Consider the following 15,890-nt stretch of genomic DNA (forward strand, 5'->3'; position numbering starts at 1 on the left):
CTATACTGTGTATCCCTGATAAAATGCGACCCTTTGCAACACGTCAAAGGGTCGCATTTTATTGTGTCTGGTTAGCGGGTGAGGGTAATTTTGTTCAGACCACGAGGCGTGTCTGGCTGTAAGCGCTTCGTCAGGGTTAGATGTAATCCAAAGAGCTGCCCGGGAATAATGGCGGTAATTGGACTTAGCCATTCGGGTATGCCAGTTGGGATGGCGAAAGGTGTCTGGGCCAGTTTGAGGGCTTCCTCAGTGTCCGAGATAATCAGTAGTTCAGCCTGGCGCTGCTGGAGATCCTTGGCCAGTTCGATCATGTCGGCGAAGGCGGCCCCGCCTGGCATGGCCAGGATGGTTGGGAGTCCCTCCTCGATGGTGGCGATGGGACCATGCCGGAAGTCTGCCGATGAGTAGGCGGTGGCCATGACATAGGTCAGCTCCTTTAATTTGAGTGCCAGTTCGAATGAGGTCGCGTAGTTGTAGCCACGTCCAACTACGACGCACTGGTTCATGTAGCGATAGCGCTCCGTTCGCTGCGCGATCTCTGCTGCGTTTTGCAGTATGCTGGCGATCGCGTCGGGCACCTGCTGTAGCTCGGCCAGGCGCTGCTGGTCGCCGCTCCAGCTGGCTGCGAAGAGCATCATCACTGCCAGCTGGGCTGTATATGTTTTTGTGGCGGCGACGCTCCGCTCCTGTCCCGCGTGCAACTCTACGACATGGTCGGCAGCTTTGGCCAGTGCCGAATTGCTATCATTGGTGATCGCGATGGTCGGACGCCCCTGCCGCTTGCCTTCTTCCAGGACCGCCACGATGTCTGGCGATTGACCGGACTGCGAGATGCCCACCACCAGCGCGTTATTCATTCGCGGAGGAGCATCATACAACGTTTGCAAGGAAGGCGCGGCCAGCGCGATAGGATAGCGAGCCATCGTCGCCCAGGCATATTTGGCGTAGGTAGCCGCGTGATCTGATGAACCACGGGCCGCAATCAAAATATAATCGAAGCCGGGCAACTGCGCTACGATCTGCTGAATGTGCCGCGTCTCCTTATCCAATAACCGCGCGATAACTTCAGGCTGACTATGGATCTCCTGCTCTAACAATGATGACATATATTATCCCCTTTTATGATCGAAAACCAACGATGAACATTTACGTGTATCAACGGGTAAATCGGACGCAAGGTCCGAACCTATGGCTTGGGGTGGTTCGATTGTCGACGCATATTTTTGACGGATTGTGTTTACCCTGCATCTGTCTTTCCTTTGCGATTCATGCTGCTTTTCTTACTATACCATATTTTCTGGTATAGTGGTCTAGATGACTTGAGCACCTTCTTGCCTCATATTTATCCAGAGCGCCGTTTCATCATGTAAAAAGCAACAATAAATGCGATTCCGTAGGTTCGGCCCTTGCGGCCGATTTCTCCTCCACACACGAAAATGCCCCTCGTGGGTTCGAGCCTTGTGGCTTATTATGTCCCTCTTGACAAAGAACGTTATATCAGGTAATTTATGCATGAATAGAAGAAATATAAGCATGGCCTTGAACAAGGAAAGTAGGGTTGACCGGGATTGCAGAGAGCCGGCGGGTGGTGTGAGCCGGCATTCAGAGCAACCTGAAACTCCCTTGTGAGCCGTGCCGGTGAAACATCTTGCTGGATGGAAGTAGCTGGCTCCGGGTACTCCCGTTACAGGGTTCGGGTGTATTGGCACTCAAAAGGCCGTCGCTGCGAGGCGATGGTGAACAAGGTGGTACCGCGAAAGTGGGTCTGTGCGCACTTTTCGCCCTTGCCAGGGCGGAGGGCGCTTTTTTGATGCCTGTTTTGCATCGCTGAACCCTGTCCTCCGCAAAATGTTCCATATATGTGAATCATAAGGAGGATCTTGTGTCTGAAGCGAGATTTCCCGCCGCTGTTACTGGCGCAGCATTATCTTCTGATGCGGCTTTGGAGCAGGCTGTAAAGCGTATCCGCGCCCCTAAGTATGACTTTGCTCGTTTTGAGGCCAAATGGCGTGCCCGCTGGGAGGAACAGAAACTCTATCAGGTAGATCTGCAGCAAGCGCAGCGCCCTTATTACAACCTGATGATGTTTCCTTACCCGTCCGCTGAGGGGCTGCACGTTGGCAATTTTTATTCCTATGTTGGCTCGGATGTGCATGGTCGCTTGATGGCGATGCAGGGCCACGACGTCTTTGAGCCAATGGGCTTTGATGCCTTTGGCATCCATAGCGAGAATTTCGCTATTAAGCGTGGCATTCATCCTCGTATTCTGACGGCTCATAATGTTGAGCATTTTCGCGAGCAGCAGTTGAAGCGCATGGGTAATCGCTTTGACTGGTTGCATGAGGTGAATACAACCGATCCGGCTTATTATCGTTGGACGCAGTGGATCTTTGTGCAGTTGTTTAAAGGTGGACTGGCCGAACGTAAGGCTGCTCCCGTTAATTGGTGCCCTAAAGATAAAACTGTGCTGGCTGACGAGCAGGTTATTAATGGCCGCTGTGAGCGCTGTGATTCCGTCGTTGAGCGGCGCTGGCTGGAGCAGTGGTTTTTAAAACTGGCCAGTTATGCCCCACGCTTGTTGGATAATCTGGATAATCTGGATTGGACCGAGCGTGTTAAGTCCATTCAGCGCAACTGGATTGGTCGCTCTGAAGGTCTGGAATTCCAGATGGAGATTGCCGGAAAAGCAGGTACATTTGTAGAGGTGTATACGACCCGCCCGGATACTATCTTTGGTATGACCTTTGTGGCGCTGGCCCCTCATCATGCGTTGGTGGCTGAAATTACCGCGCCCGCTTACCAGGACAGTGTTAGAGCTTATCAGGAGACAGTGAATAGTTTGCGCACCCGGCAGGAGCAGACGATGACGGGCGCCTTTACGGGCGCTTATGCTATCCATCCTTTCTCGGGTGAGCATATTCCGATCTGGATCGCCGATTTTGTTTTGGAGGGCTATGGGGCCGGCGCGATCATGGGCGTGCCGGCACACGATGAGCGCGATCTGGCCTTTGCCCGCCAGGAGCAGTTGCCGGTGCGTGTGGTGGTACAATCCTCTGCCGAGCAGGTAATCGATGCTGGCACCATGACAGAAGCATTCACCCAGCCGGGCGTGCTGGTGAACTCGGGCGTATATACAGGCATGTCCTCGGCGCAAGCTCGTGCGGCCATCTGTGAGTGGTTTGAGGGACGGCAGCTGGGAAAGCGCAGCGTTAAATATCGTTTGCGCGACTGGCTGATTAGCCGTCAACGTTACTGGGGACCTCCCATTCCTATCATTTATTGTCCCGAGCATGGTGCGGTGCCTGTGCCTGAGGATCAATTACCAGTACTGTTGCCAGACGTGGAGCAGTGGATGCCGACCGGCACCGGCGTTTCTCCCCTGGCGGCCATCGAAAGTTTCGTTAATACAACCTGTCCCGTTTGTGGCCAGCCTGCCCGGCGCGAGACCGATGTCAGCGATAACTTCCTGGATTCCGCCTGGTATTACCTACGCTATCCCTCCTCTGCTGATCAAAACCATGCCTGGGATCCTGAGATGACGCGGCGCTGGTTGCCAGTGGATATGTGCATCGGGGGCGCCGATCATAGCGTGCTGCATCTGATGTATGTGCGCTTCATTGCCATGGCCCTGCACGATCTGGGACTGCTAGAATTTAGCGAACCATTCCGGCGTTTTCGTGCTAACGGTATGATTACCCGCGATGGTGCCAAGATTTCCAAATCTCGCGGTAACATGATTAACCCCGATCACTACGTTAAACATCTGGGTGCAGACGCCTTCCGCATGTATCTGATGTTTATGGGACCCTACGAAGCTGATGGCGATTTTAGTGATCGCGGTATCGGCGGCGTGGTTCGCTTTCTGGATCGTACCTGGCAGTTAGTGCTGCAACACTCCCAGTCAACTGCCGCGCGGCAGTCACTGACGCGCGATGCACGGCGCATGTTGCATGTAACGATCAAGCGCGTCACCGAAGATATGCAGGCTTTCAAGTACAACACCGCCATTGCCACTTTGATGGAATACCTCAACGCCCTGGTGCGTAAAGCCCACACCACGGACCAGGAAATAGAGACGCTGTTAGTGCTGCTGGCTCCTATTGCCCCCTTTATCACCGAAGAATTATGGGAGCAGACCGGCCATGCCAGCTCCATACATATAGCCTCCTGGCCCACCTACGATCCCGAGGCCATTCAGCAAGAGACGTTGTGGCTGCCCATCCAGGTCGATGGGCGCGTCCGCGATCGCATCGAGGTGCCCGCTGATACCCCTGAAGCAGCCATCAAGCAACAGGCAATCAGCACCACCAGAATCCAAAATTTCATAGCCAATCGTTCCATCCAGAATATCATCTACGTAGCCGGTCGCCTGATCAACGTCGTTACCCGCTAACCAGCCTATTCACGTCCCTGGCACTCAAAAATCTTTTCATCGTGTAGTGTGGACATTGTGCCGAGCACGATGTCCACACTACACGATGAAACCAGCGCGGCCGCGCATGCGAACGCCCGAGCGGGGGCGCTAAACTTTGCTACTGTTAATTCTGCTGGCATCCACGTTTTATTATAAAGTACCTATTTGCTTATTTTTATGAATTTCATATCATTGTGTGTTATATTGATGATAGTGTTTTCATTAAGGAAGATGAGCGCTGATGAATCTGTGTGTTGATCTTCTAATGATTCCAAGGAGAGTGGTATGTCCTTAGAAGGAATATACCTTGGTCGCTATCGTTTGCAGCAGCAGTTGGGAAGCGGCGGTATGGGTGAGGTCTATCTGGCGGATGACACGCGTATCAAGAGGCGTGTGGCGGTAAAGGTGGTACGGAACGATACGCCTATGTATCGTGCGTCGGAAAACGCCCAGAAGTCAACCCAGCTCTTTGAGCGCGAGATGCATGCTATTGCCGGGTTAGATCATCCAGCTATCCTGCCACTCTTCGATTATGGGGAGCAAGAGGTAAATGGTGCTACCCTGACCTATATGGTGATGCCGTATCGACCTGAGGGTTCGCTCTATCAATGGGTGAGGGAGCGTGACGATCATGATTTATTACCTCCGTCGGAGGTGGCGCGCTTTATTTCTCAGGCCGCGGGCGCTCTGCAGCATGCACATAGCCAGGGTATTGTGCATCAGGATGTGAAACCAGACAATTTTCTATTGCGTATCCGGCCAGAGCAGCCATCGCAGCCCGATCTGCTGCTGGCGGACTTTGGTGTGGCTCGATCGCTGCTGGTTACTTCGCATACCAGCCAGACTATTCGTGGCACATTAACATATATGGCTCCTGAACAATGGGATGGACATCCTGTTTTTGCCACGGATCAATATGCGCTGGCGATTATGGCCTATGAACTGTTGGTCGGCCAGCCGCCCTTTGAAGGCGCACCTGGTCAGATTATGTATAAGCATATGCATGTGCCGCCTGATCCTCCCTCGCGTTTGAATCCCGCGCTTCCTCCTGGTGTCGATGCCGTTTTATTGCGTGCGCTGGCCAAGCAGCCGGAGGATCGCTTCCCCTCTGTTTCTGATTTTGCCCGGGCCTTTCAAAAATCTCTGCAGGCCAGTGCCTCTGGTAAGCTACCCTGGCTGACACCTGACAGGTGGTCCGATGAAGATAATGTTGCGCCGGTACGCCTCGCACTTATGGACCATAGCACTCCTACAGTCGCCATTACCGGTGGGCGCGTTGCTCAGCAGCAGGATGCTGTAACTCCTTTGCCTTATCGGCGTTTCCAGCCCGCACAGGATTTTTCTACGCGTAAGATGACCTTGATTTTTCTGGTTGCGCTGGTCCTGCTGGTGGGCGGTGCTGGCTGGGCGTATGCCTTTACTTTTAGTCATCCAATGGGTGGCCTGAATATCTTTGCCTCGACGGACCATGCGGCGACGCAGACGGCGGTGGCCAGATCACTTCATAATATCAGCGCTACCCAGACGGCGGTGGCGCAGCGCGATGCCACCAGTACCGCGGTGGCCCAGTCGCACCTCAATGCCACTGCGACGGCGGTTACGCGACAGCATGTTGCAGCGACAGCGACAGCGGTGGCCATTTCTCAGTTGTTGCAGGCAGATAGGACCTCTTTTCAAAATCTAGATGGTTGCTCGATCATGGGATTTGACCTGGCGACTTGCCCGATTACCCTGATCAATCGGAGCAATAACAATGTGCATTGGGTCGCTACCTCTAATCTTCCGACGTATCTTGGCTCGATTAATTCTGAGGATGGGGACAATAATCAGGGTACTATTGGGGCGCAGGATTCCCAGCTAGTGAATGCTACTGTGGCTTTGCGTTGCGGCTTTGGGAACCAGAGCAATAAGAGCGCGCATTTTACTATCCAGGGCCCACAAAATACTATCCAGGTAACCATTACCTGGCAATGTCGCTGATGTGGATAACAATTTAATACAATTTGGTACGTTTTCGAGCGAGGAGCAAGGAAGCGCCCGCAAGGGGCGCATCTACGATTTTCATTTTTCTTATTGCTTTTTCTTCTTATCTGGATTGATCGTGCTCCGTTTTATTGTCGAGCACCAGCGCTTTCCAGGGGCCTCCGGTATTTCCAGTACTCATCTCTTCTTCGCTGATAGGCTCATATGGGTTGGGCATATCGGCAGGTGGTAAGTTGCCGGTGAGAATTGGATGCCTGGTCTCTTCAATTTTTGCTCGCAGTTGGTCGCGGCGCATCGGTTGGGTCTCCTGTTTTTCCAGTGCCAGGCGATTATCAACCTCGTTTAAGAGTATGCCGATTTCTGGCCGCAAGTGCCGGTTGCGTTCAGGGATGCGGCTCCATTGAGCCATGGCGGCTGGATAGTAGCCCGCACGATAGCAGTAAAGCCCGAGCATGGCTCGCGCATCAAAGATCGTCATGCGTTGCCAGAGGGCCAGTTCTTCTGCTGGCGTTTCGATCACATCTTCGCTGGCCTCGATGCTTTCAACGTGATGATAGAGGTTGATCCCCATGATGCTCAAGGGATAACCATAATACAGGGCCAGACGGCGGTGGCGGCCGCGACCCGCTATCGATTGTTTGCCTACAAAGTAGCATTTGGACCAGGTACCGCTGGACCAGATGGCTGCCATCAGGACAAAGGCCAGGAAACGAGCCAGGTAGCGCTGCCAGCTAATAGTGTCCACCGAAATGAGCACACTCAGTCCGGCGAAGATCGCTCCCAGCGTCCAGGCACAATAGACGATCCGCTTCCTATCCCATCCTAACAGGTCGAAGTGATGGTGCAGGGGCGTGGCCAGGAAAGGCAGCGGAAACTCTGTGTGCGGCACGAATTCCTTTTTATGCTCGAAGCGTAGAATCTTTAAGCGACGACGATAGAATGGCGTAAGGACGCGGGTCGAGACGATGACCGAGAGAGCTTCCAGGACGAAAACGCCTCCGATGGTGGTTAGCAGCAGAATTTCGTTACGCGAGAAGAGGGCGATCATGGCCAGCAGACCACCCAGTGCCAGGGCCCCACTATCTCCCATAATGATGCGTGCGCGCCGCTTGACGACTCCACTGCGCCTGGCCGCCCAGGACGAGGGCCAGCACCAGGGTAAGAATCCCAGTGCTGCTCCTACGCAGATCAAGGCCAGCAACTCTAGCACTATGCCCTCGGGATGCGTTCCAATATCTTGCAGACGACTGGTAATTGCCAGTGCCAGGGCGATGGCTGCGCTGACGACCAGGCCGCCAGATAGCCCATCAAAGCCGTCGCTAAAATCAACCGATACGGCGGTTGCCGTGCCGGTAAAGCCTACCAGCAGGACCAGGAAGATAAACCAGCCAAAGTACGCAAGCTGCGGAAATATGACCCGGCAGGGCTGGTCTACTGCTACTGGGCTGTTACATATCAAGCGCCCAAGGATCGGCAGGTCTTTCCAGAGACTGTAAGATTCTTGCCCCGCGGAGAAGAAAAAGAAGTAGCAAACGGCGGCGATTACTGAGACCAGGAAGACGCCGGCAAATTTAGCTGACTCGGATAAGCCTTGATTGCTATAAACTTTACGCCAATCATCTAGAAAGCCAATTGTGGCGTAGCCGAGGGTTGCACCTAAGCCGATCAAGAGAAGGTTCCATTGATTCTGATTTAAGTTTAAAATATAGCCAGCACTGATACCGCTGCCGATAATTGCTATTGTGAAGGCCGGCCCTCCAACTAGCGGTAGCTCGACCGTTTTAATTGCGCGTCCACTGCTCGTTGGCATATCGGTGCGATGCGTGCCCGGTTTGTGCTCACCGCTGCGGAATGTGGGAAAGAGTTTGCGGGCCAGGCCACATAAGAGCAAGCTTCCCAGGAAACAGAGGCCGAAGGCGAGCAATAGCCAGTAGATTTGATCAAATTGTATTGAATTCATTAATTTAGTCAACTCTCATGACCGATTATATGAGTTTAAAATATTTTTCCTAACGGTTTGAAACGGCCGATTTTATATGTATGTAACTTTATCTCTATGCTACTAGGACAAATATCCGCACATACCGGCTAGCGTTGCCGTATTTTCTCTTGCTAGCTTGCATGGTACCGCATGCTGCTTTCTACTCTATAAGTACGTACGAAGTCCCCGAAATTACGACCTGTTTTTTTTTGCCTCGTGCTTTTGAAAAAAACGTTCTGGCATGTTGGGAAACCATGCTCTTTATGTTGCTCACCAGCAATTGTTCGCGCCTTCGGCGCTCCAAAATTTTTATGATGTGGGGCCGAAAATGTGCCGAGCACATTTTCGGCCCCACATCATAAAAAAACGGGGTGGGCGCATGCGCCCACCCCGTTGTTGGGGTTCACAGGGCTAGCTACCTCTGCCTCTCTCTTTTGTGGCGCCGTCACTCATGCCTTGAGGAGTTCTCTGGCGCTGCTGAGCACCTGGTCGCTGCTAATGTCTGTTAGCAACGAGTCCAGATGTCCACAGTTTCCGTAGAGCTGGTTATGCCCACAGGTAGGACAGCTTAGCTGCCAGGAGATAAAGGGGCGATGACGCTGGCGATTGAGCGGGCCTCTGGTGAGCATATTGACACACCAGTAGAGACCGATGGTGGCGGTCCCAATACAGCTGGCCAGTTGCTGTGTTGCTGCATCGTTGGCGATGACAATGCGGCAACGGGAGAACAGGCCGCAGAGCCCCGCATAGGTAAGCTTTCCTGCTACATCCAGCGCGGAGGCTTTCATCTGCCTCGCGATTTGCGCGCTGATGTCGGTCTCTTGCTCACTACCTGTGATGGCAATGCGCATTCCTTCTCTGACCAGTGCCTCTCCTACGCTGGCGAATTGGTGACCGGGCCAGCGACTGCGCGGATCGTTGTTTGCGGGATGCAGAGCAACCAGGGGCCGCGTATCTTCCGGTACTACCTGTAATGATTCTTTGAGGTCCGTTGCTGTTACGGTCAGCCGGGGTTGCGTGGATCCATTTTTTGGCGCTCCTACCAGGGCGACGATTTCCTGCCAGCGCAGGATTTCGTGCTGGAACAATGTGTATGAGAGACAGCGATCCAATTGGGGACCATCGGGCGTGCTGTGCCCGGCTGTAACGCGGGCTTTGAGCTTGAGTAGGAAGGTGTTGGTGTCTCTATCGCCGTTCTGCATCTGTAGTGCCAGGTCGAAGTGCTCCGCTTGCATGCGGCTAAAGAACTGCGTTTGCTCGTCCCGCTGTTTTTCACTATGACTTGCAGTATTCACGCCTTTGTAAGCCGGTATGATCACTACTCTATCGATCGGTGAGGGGCGCCCATGCAGAAATGCCGCCTGCCAGCTCTGGCCGAGCAATACAATTTCTGCCCTGGGATAAGTATGGCGTAACACTTCTAACGCTGGCAGGGTGAAGATGAAGTCTCCTGGCGTACTGGCCTGTAATACAGCTATTTTCTTGATACCGGCTAGCTTGCCAGCCACTCTTGTAGCCTGACACGACCCGTCATGGTACTTCATACTCGCTGCATTCCTTTCCGCGTGCCTGTGCTTGCGGGCATAAAAAACAAACCAGGGGTTTGTTTGGAGCCACTGATCATATTGTTTTAAGCACCTTGAAGCATGCCTGGTGGGGATTTTATTTTGAGCGGCCCAATCTATAAATTGAGCCTTTATTAGTTGTTACGCCTGACAATAGCAAATGTGGACTCTGCTATTATCAGATTTTTATTCTTTCACAACTTTTTATCACATCAGGAGCGGCAGGCCTCGCAGCGTCCAAAGAGTGAGAGGGAATGCCCTTCGATTTCAAAGTTGGTCTGATCCCCGATGGCGTTTAACTGTTCCGGGGCAAGGCAGAGATCAACTTCGACCACACGATGACATTGGGTGCAGGTCAGGTGATGGTGATGGTTCCCTCCACAGACACGGTAGTGATGCGTGCCATCGGCGAACTCGATGCGGTCGAGTAGCTCTTTGTCTACCAGCTTTTCGATGGAGCGAAAGACGGTTGCGCGACCAATTTTGGGTTCTACGGCTCGCAGTTCTTGCCAGAGATCATCGGTGGTGAAGTCGTGCCCGGAGTTAGCCAGTTGTACTAGCCGCTCGGCAATGAGTCGGCGTGGACGGGTGTTGCGTTGACTCATTTCGTCAAACGCCATATAGATTTTGTCCGTTATCTCCTTTGACATTGCTATTTCTCCATTTGATATGTATGTGCTCTTTTGTTGCTGGATTGCTTGCTCCTCGCCATCAACTTCTGTGTCCCCTGGTTGCAACGCCGGTATATTTTGTGGTTAATATAGTTTACCACAACAGCCATGATCTAAACTACTCTTCATTTATATTTATATGCACTAATAGTTTGGCTGCGCGTGCTCTTCACGATCTGTGCAGCGGACAATTTTTTCAACTCGTCGAGGCGTATAAATAATCCCCAGACGATTAATGATGATCGAGATAAAGTAGAGTGCCGCGGCTATGGCTGAGATATAGAAACCTACCGGCAGGTATTTGCCGAAACTGCCAGTGAAGGCCAGGATGAGCCCACTCCAGGTACATGCCAGGCTGAGGACAATGGATAAGATCAGCGAGTGGCGGGGCTGGTGGGTCAGGCGTAGAGCGGTGGCGGCGGGCGCGATCAGCAGCGCTATGATCAATAGGACTCCAACTACCAGGATGGAAATGGAGATCGTGATTGAGAGCATGAGTAGAAAGATGATTGAGAGGGTCCGTACTGGCACACCTCGTGTTAGCGCTACTTCAGGATCAATGGATGCAAAGAGTAGTGGACGATACAGGAATGCCAGGAGAATCAATAATAGAATTCCACATCCCAGCGCTATCAGTACGTCCGAGCGCCTGACGCTCAGGATAGAACCAAAGAGGATGCCTACTCCCGAGTTGGTGCCGGCGCTGCCTGTCTGGGTGTAGATGGTCAGAAAAAGTACGCCCAGACCCAGGGCAAATGAAAGTACCATTCCAATCTCAACGTCGCGCCCACGGATGCGCTCTCCCAGTGCGCCCATCCCGAGCGCGGATATCATGGAGAAGATGAGCATGCCAATTAGCGAGCTGAAACCGAAGACGACAGCTCCGGTTGCTCCGGCGAAACCAATATCTGATAGCGCTTCGCTGGCAAACGTCTGTGAGCGGAGCACGACGAAGTAACCGATGCAGGCAGCGATAATCGCTACAATGGTTCCGGCGCTAAATGCGTTTTGGACAATTTCGTGACTGAAAAATTCTAGCATGGTCTATATTTATCTATCCTTATTTAACGTTCAGCTAGTCTGGATACGCTCTACCATTTCCTATATGCACTCACTTTTCTTTTAGACACGCTCTACTATTTTCTGCGCTCGCTCGCTTTCTTGTGGCTTGATTGGCTGTCTGGTTGGCGTTCGCTCGTGGCGACCACGTTTCCCCAGCCAGTGTGGCGATAAAATACGGACGGGCAGATAGATGGCGAATGAGATGGTGGCGATATAGAAACTGGCTGGCCAGAGTCCATTAGCGACTGATAGTAAGATGCCTGCCCACATATAGGCAAGCCCAAGCACTATGGCGATTACTATGGCCCATAGCGGGCGCTGCGCTATGCGGATGGCGGTTGCCGCTGGTCCAACCAGCATGGTAAACATCAGTAGTGCTCCGACGATTTGTATGGCTATTGAGACCGCCATGGCGACCAAAACCAGAAAAATAATGGCTATGCCTCGAATTGGGACGCCACGGGCCTCCGCGACGATGGGATCGAAGGAACTAAATAAGAGCGGACGATATAAAACGATGGTTGCGATGATGGTTAACAGGCATGTGATGATCGTTGTTTGCACGTCATTTGTGCTGATGCCCAGAATCGTTCCAAATAGCACATTGTAGACGCGTTCCGCATAGCCTGAGTAGAGCGAGAGGAACATCAGGCCAAGCCCAAGGGCACTGGTCATGATGATACCAATGGTGATATCTCGTTCGCGTACCTCTTTGCCGAGGAGGCCGATGATAATGCCTGCGCCGATGGTGAAGGCAAACAGGCCATAGACGGGGCTGAGCCCGAGCAGGACCGCCCCGGCGGCTCCGGCGAAGCCGATGTTTGGTAATGCATGACTGGCGAAGGTGAGCCCGCGCGCAATTAAAAAATAGCCTGCGATGGCTGCTACGATCGCAATACATGAGCCGGCGAGCAGAGCGTTGCGCACGAATTCGTATTGCAGTGAGTCCATGATGGAATATAACATAGTGGCTCCTTCTATTTACGTCTCCGCGCCAACTACAAACACGCGTCCCAGGGCTTTGACTACTTCTACGGGCGATCCATAGAGTCGTGTCAGAGTTTCACTGGTAATTACTTCTTCGGGCGTCCCGATGGTACAATTCTTGTTTGCGACATAGATGACTTTGTCCACTACGTTCAACAGTGGATTGATATCGTGTGCGACCAGCAGTACTGCTACGTTGCGCGCTCGGCAGAGGTTATTTACCAGGGTGACGATTTCTTGCCCGCGCGTGATGTCCAGGTTAGAGAGTGGCTCGTCGAGCAGCAGCAGACGTGGATTGGTCAATAGCGCCTGCGCGATTAAGAGTCGCTGTTGTTCACCGCCCGATAGCTGTCCTACCGGTGCGTTGGCGAAATGTAAGGCATCAACCTCCTGCAGGGCCTTTTCGATGATCGCGTTGCGTTTGCGGCTGGGCCAGCCTGGACCCCAGCGGTGACCATCCAGTCCAAAGCCTACGACATCGCGTGCGCGCAGCGCTAGATCCGCTTCGAGCACACGGTGTTGGGGCGCATAGCCAATATCTGTATTTCCACGGCGCGGTGGCCGACCCATAATATGAACCGTGCCTACGCTGGGTTTTATTAATCCCAGGAGTAGCTTGAGCAGGGTGCTCTTGCCAGCTCCGTTTGGACCCAGGATAGCGATAAATTCACCTTCGTTGACGGTCAGATTGATGTTTTCCTGGATCGTGCGATTTCCCAGTCGGATGCGTACGTTTTCCAGTGAAATGATCGGCGTTTCCCGTTCCACAATAGCATTTTTCACGTTATTCTTTACCTGTTTCATGATCTATTATTTATTTATGCTGACCTAGACTTTGTTCCAGGATATCTAGCTGGCTTATCATCCAGCTTTGATACGTTTTATTGTCTGGCATTGTTTCTGTTACAGCCATCGTTGGGATATTCTGTGCCTGGGCATCACTTTGTAGCCTGGCGGTGATGGTCGATTGGGTCTGTTTGTTATAGATAAGTACTTTGATCTGGCGCTTATTGATCTGATTTTCAGCGGCAATCACGGTGTTGGCCGGAGGATCATTGTTTTCCGCTATGGCCTTCTGGAAGTCCGTGGGTGTCAATACCTTTAAGTTCATCAGACCCGTTTGATAAAGGAAGATTGTCTCGGTCAAACCGACTGGTGTGCCGGCGTATCTGGCTTTAATGGCTGCTAGCTTTTGATCGATCTTCCCCGTTTCACTTTTGAAGCGTTGAAGATTGGTATCATAATCGCTTGCGTGACCGGCATCGATCGCTTTCAGATTATCGGCTATGGCGGTGGCAATGGTTCTGGCATTAGCTGGACTGTACCAGACATGCTCGTTGTCGGGTAATTTTACCGTGGCCACGTCAAAACCTTTGATTACTCTGCGTGAATTATCTGGTGTGCTGGCGATGAGCTTATCCATCCAGTTGTCATATCCACCACCGTTGGCAACGACCAGCCTGGCTTTGGCTACGGCTTTTACTTGATCGACATTGCTCTCATAAGTGTGTGGGTCCACATTGGGATCTGACAATATGCTTGTCACACTCACATGCTTGCCACCAATCTGACTGACGATGTCCCCATAGAAATTTTCGGCCGCCACCACTGGAATCGCACCGTTGCTTGCCTGGCTCACTTTATTGTTAGTAGCTGGATTGCTGCAGGCACTCAGCAAAAATAAAATCATCAGCGCCATGATCAGTCTTGCAGGCTTGCTACATTTGATTACCATAAAATAATTGCTCCTGAAATAGTTGTTGCTTGCCTGCCGTTCATTTAGATGAGCTAGCCACGATCAAGCAGCATCCCTAATTGGTTTAAAAAGTATCTGAGTATGTGCTAATTAGCAGTACCGAGTATCATTATTAATGATACTCGATCTCTATATGGATGAAGGATAACATAGTCGGGGATTTTTTGTCAATGAGATATATTCTCATTAACGTTTCTTTTCTGATTACTTTCTTTTCCACCTCTACAAAACATCGTTGATCCACGCTTTATTCCTGTTTTGTTGCCATGATTATAATTAATACATAGTATCATTAATATCGTTTACTGACATTATTCATGTCGTGCCCTTTTATGAAGCCTTTGCTATTCGCGTTCGGTGCGCATTAGTCTGGTTGTAATGCATAACTGTGCATTGTTCGTGCAAGCTTCTGTCTGCAGGCATGATGAGTGTTCAAAAGAAAGGATCAGATATGTCGCTTAATGTACCTTCCGCACTTCTTGAGCAGGCTGAGGCTGGTAATGTGCGGACCAGCGATTTTCTTCAGTGCATCAAAGAATCACTTCCCTACGCCTGGGAATTGGTTGCCCAACTGGCTGTGCGTTTACAGCAGGGGAATGCTGCTTTTGTCGATAATCAGGTGCCACCTCCCAGTGAGCAAGCTCGTGGACAGCTTTTGCGTATGCTGGCCAGTGACTCTATGCGCAATGCTATTGAGCAACATTATGGCGTTAAGCTCGCGTTTCAGAACTGTCACCGCGTGGCTCTTTTTCCCATAGATGCATTAGGATCGGAGTACTCTGAATTTATTACGCCGCGTAGCCAGATTCTTAATCAGAGCCCCGAATTGCGCGATTGTTAGTGATGATTGATTTTGATCGGGAGTCGAACAACTGTTGCTCGGCTCCTTATCTGGTCGCTGATTTGTCTTCTCGCTTTGATAGGAATACGTGTAATAAAAGAGAATTTAAGCTTTGTTGAACGTTGTTGTGCCTGCCATAGAGCCAGAACAGTATGTATCTATTTGTGAGCAGGTGACGCTATTGAGGCGGAAAGGACAATCTGTATGTCTGAGGGAATATTGTTTGCAAGCACCAATCCAGGCTGCTATGCGCTTGGTTCGGCTATTGGTCCCGATGTTGTGAGTGGTCAGGCGCTGGAAATACTCCTGGGCGGACATTGGGTAGCTGGTCGTGTGAGACATAGTCGTAATCCTATTGCTGTTCCGGATCTGGGTACACAGCATGTGGGTACCTATAATACTGCCGCCGAAGTTGCAGATACGGTGACTGAGGCTTCTGAAGAGTCGTTCCCTGCCAGCGATGCACCGGCCTGGGCTGGCATTCTAGATCCATTTTCACGCGCGCAAAATGCGGTCAAAGCTAAAGCTGCTAATGGCCTCTTTTTTGTGTCAGATGAGGATGGCAGCGTGTGTGGTTTATGCGTAGGTATGAAGGTTCGTACAAAGTAGGGGCGATACTTCAAGCATATG

12 protein-coding genes and 1 other annotated feature are annotated in these 15,890 nt (G+C 51.8%); of the genes, 4 read left to right on the top strand and 8 right to left on the bottom strand.

Annotated features, from left to right (window positions below):
* Positions 1-71: 71 nt before the first annotated feature.
* Positions 72-1,106: an SIS domain-containing protein gene (locus JMI88_RS07625; protein WP_201361214.1), complete on the bottom strand. Its 1,035-nt coding sequence runs from the start codon at positions 1,104-1,106 to the stop codon at positions 72-74.
* A gap of 424 nt (positions 1,107-1,530) precedes the next feature.
* Positions 1,531-1,789 (top strand) — a binding site (T-box leader).
* A 93-nt stretch (positions 1,790-1,882) separates the two neighbouring features.
* Between JMI88_RS07625 and leuS the strand changes: the two genes are divergently transcribed.
* Both leuS and JMI88_RS07635 read left to right on the top strand, forming a co-directional pair.
* Positions 1,883-4,393: a leucine--tRNA ligase gene (leuS, locus tag JMI88_RS07630; RefSeq protein ID WP_236022855.1), complete on the top strand. Its 2,511-nt coding sequence runs from the start codon at positions 1,883-1,885 to the stop codon at positions 4,391-4,393.
* Between the two features lie 306 nt (positions 4,394-4,699).
* On the top strand, positions 4,700-6,394 hold the full coding sequence (locus JMI88_RS07635; protein ID WP_201361215.1) for a serine/threonine protein kinase: 1,695 nt from the start codon (positions 4,700-4,702) through the stop codon (positions 6,392-6,394).
* Positions 6,395-6,500: 106 nt separating this feature from the next.
* Here JMI88_RS07635 and JMI88_RS07640 read toward each other — a convergent pair whose 3' ends face one another.
* The 7 genes from JMI88_RS07640 to JMI88_RS07670 all read right to left on the bottom strand — a co-directional run bounded on the left by JMI88_RS07640 (position 6,501) and on the right by JMI88_RS07670 (position 14,398).
* On the bottom strand, positions 6,501-8,357 hold the full coding sequence (locus JMI88_RS07640; RefSeq protein ID WP_201361216.1) for an MraY family glycosyltransferase: 1,857 nt from the start codon (positions 8,355-8,357) through the stop codon (positions 6,501-6,503).
* Between the two features lie 470 nt (positions 8,358-8,827).
* Positions 8,828-9,922, bottom strand: a complete 1,095-nt coding sequence (locus tag JMI88_RS07645; protein ID WP_201361217.1) for a glycosyltransferase family 9 protein — start codon at positions 9,920-9,922, stop codon at positions 8,828-8,830.
* Between the two features lie 233 nt (positions 9,923-10,155).
* Entirely contained in the window at positions 10,156-10,593 is a 438-nt protein-coding gene (locus JMI88_RS07650) for a Fur family transcriptional regulator (protein ID WP_201361218.1), read from the bottom strand.
* Positions 10,594-10,758: 165 nt separating this feature from the next.
* Positions 10,759-11,655, bottom strand: a complete 897-nt coding sequence (locus JMI88_RS07655) for a metal ABC transporter permease (RefSeq protein ID WP_201361219.1) — start codon at positions 11,653-11,655, stop codon at positions 10,759-10,761.
* A gap of 81 nt (positions 11,656-11,736) precedes the next feature.
* Positions 11,737-12,642, bottom strand: coding sequence for a metal ABC transporter permease (locus JMI88_RS07660; protein ID WP_201361220.1), 906 nt, complete (start codon positions 12,640-12,642; stop codon positions 11,737-11,739).
* Positions 12,643-12,657: 15 nt separating this feature from the next.
* Positions 12,658-13,446, bottom strand: coding sequence for a metal ABC transporter ATP-binding protein (locus tag JMI88_RS07665; protein ID WP_236022856.1), 789 nt, complete (start codon positions 13,444-13,446; stop codon positions 12,658-12,660).
* A 31-nt stretch (positions 13,447-13,477) separates the two neighbouring features.
* Positions 13,478-14,398, bottom strand: coding sequence for a metal ABC transporter solute-binding protein, Zn/Mn family (locus tag JMI88_RS07670; protein ID WP_201361222.1), 921 nt, complete (start codon positions 14,396-14,398; stop codon positions 13,478-13,480).
* A gap of 472 nt (positions 14,399-14,870) precedes the next feature.
* Here JMI88_RS07670 and JMI88_RS07675 point away from each other — a divergent pair, with 472 nt between their 5' ends.
* Together JMI88_RS07675 and JMI88_RS07680 are read left to right on the top strand one after the other, a co-directional pair.
* On the top strand, positions 14,871-15,260 hold the full coding sequence (locus tag JMI88_RS07675; RefSeq protein WP_201361223.1) for an SCO5389 family protein: 390 nt from the start codon (positions 14,871-14,873) through the stop codon (positions 15,258-15,260).
* Positions 15,261-15,464: 204 nt separating this feature from the next.
* Positions 15,465-15,869, top strand: a complete 405-nt coding sequence (locus JMI88_RS07680; protein ID WP_201361224.1) for a hypothetical protein — start codon at positions 15,465-15,467, stop codon at positions 15,867-15,869.
* Positions 15,870-15,890: the final 21 nt, after the last annotated feature.

This window comes from Dictyobacter formicarum (assembly GCF_016587435.1).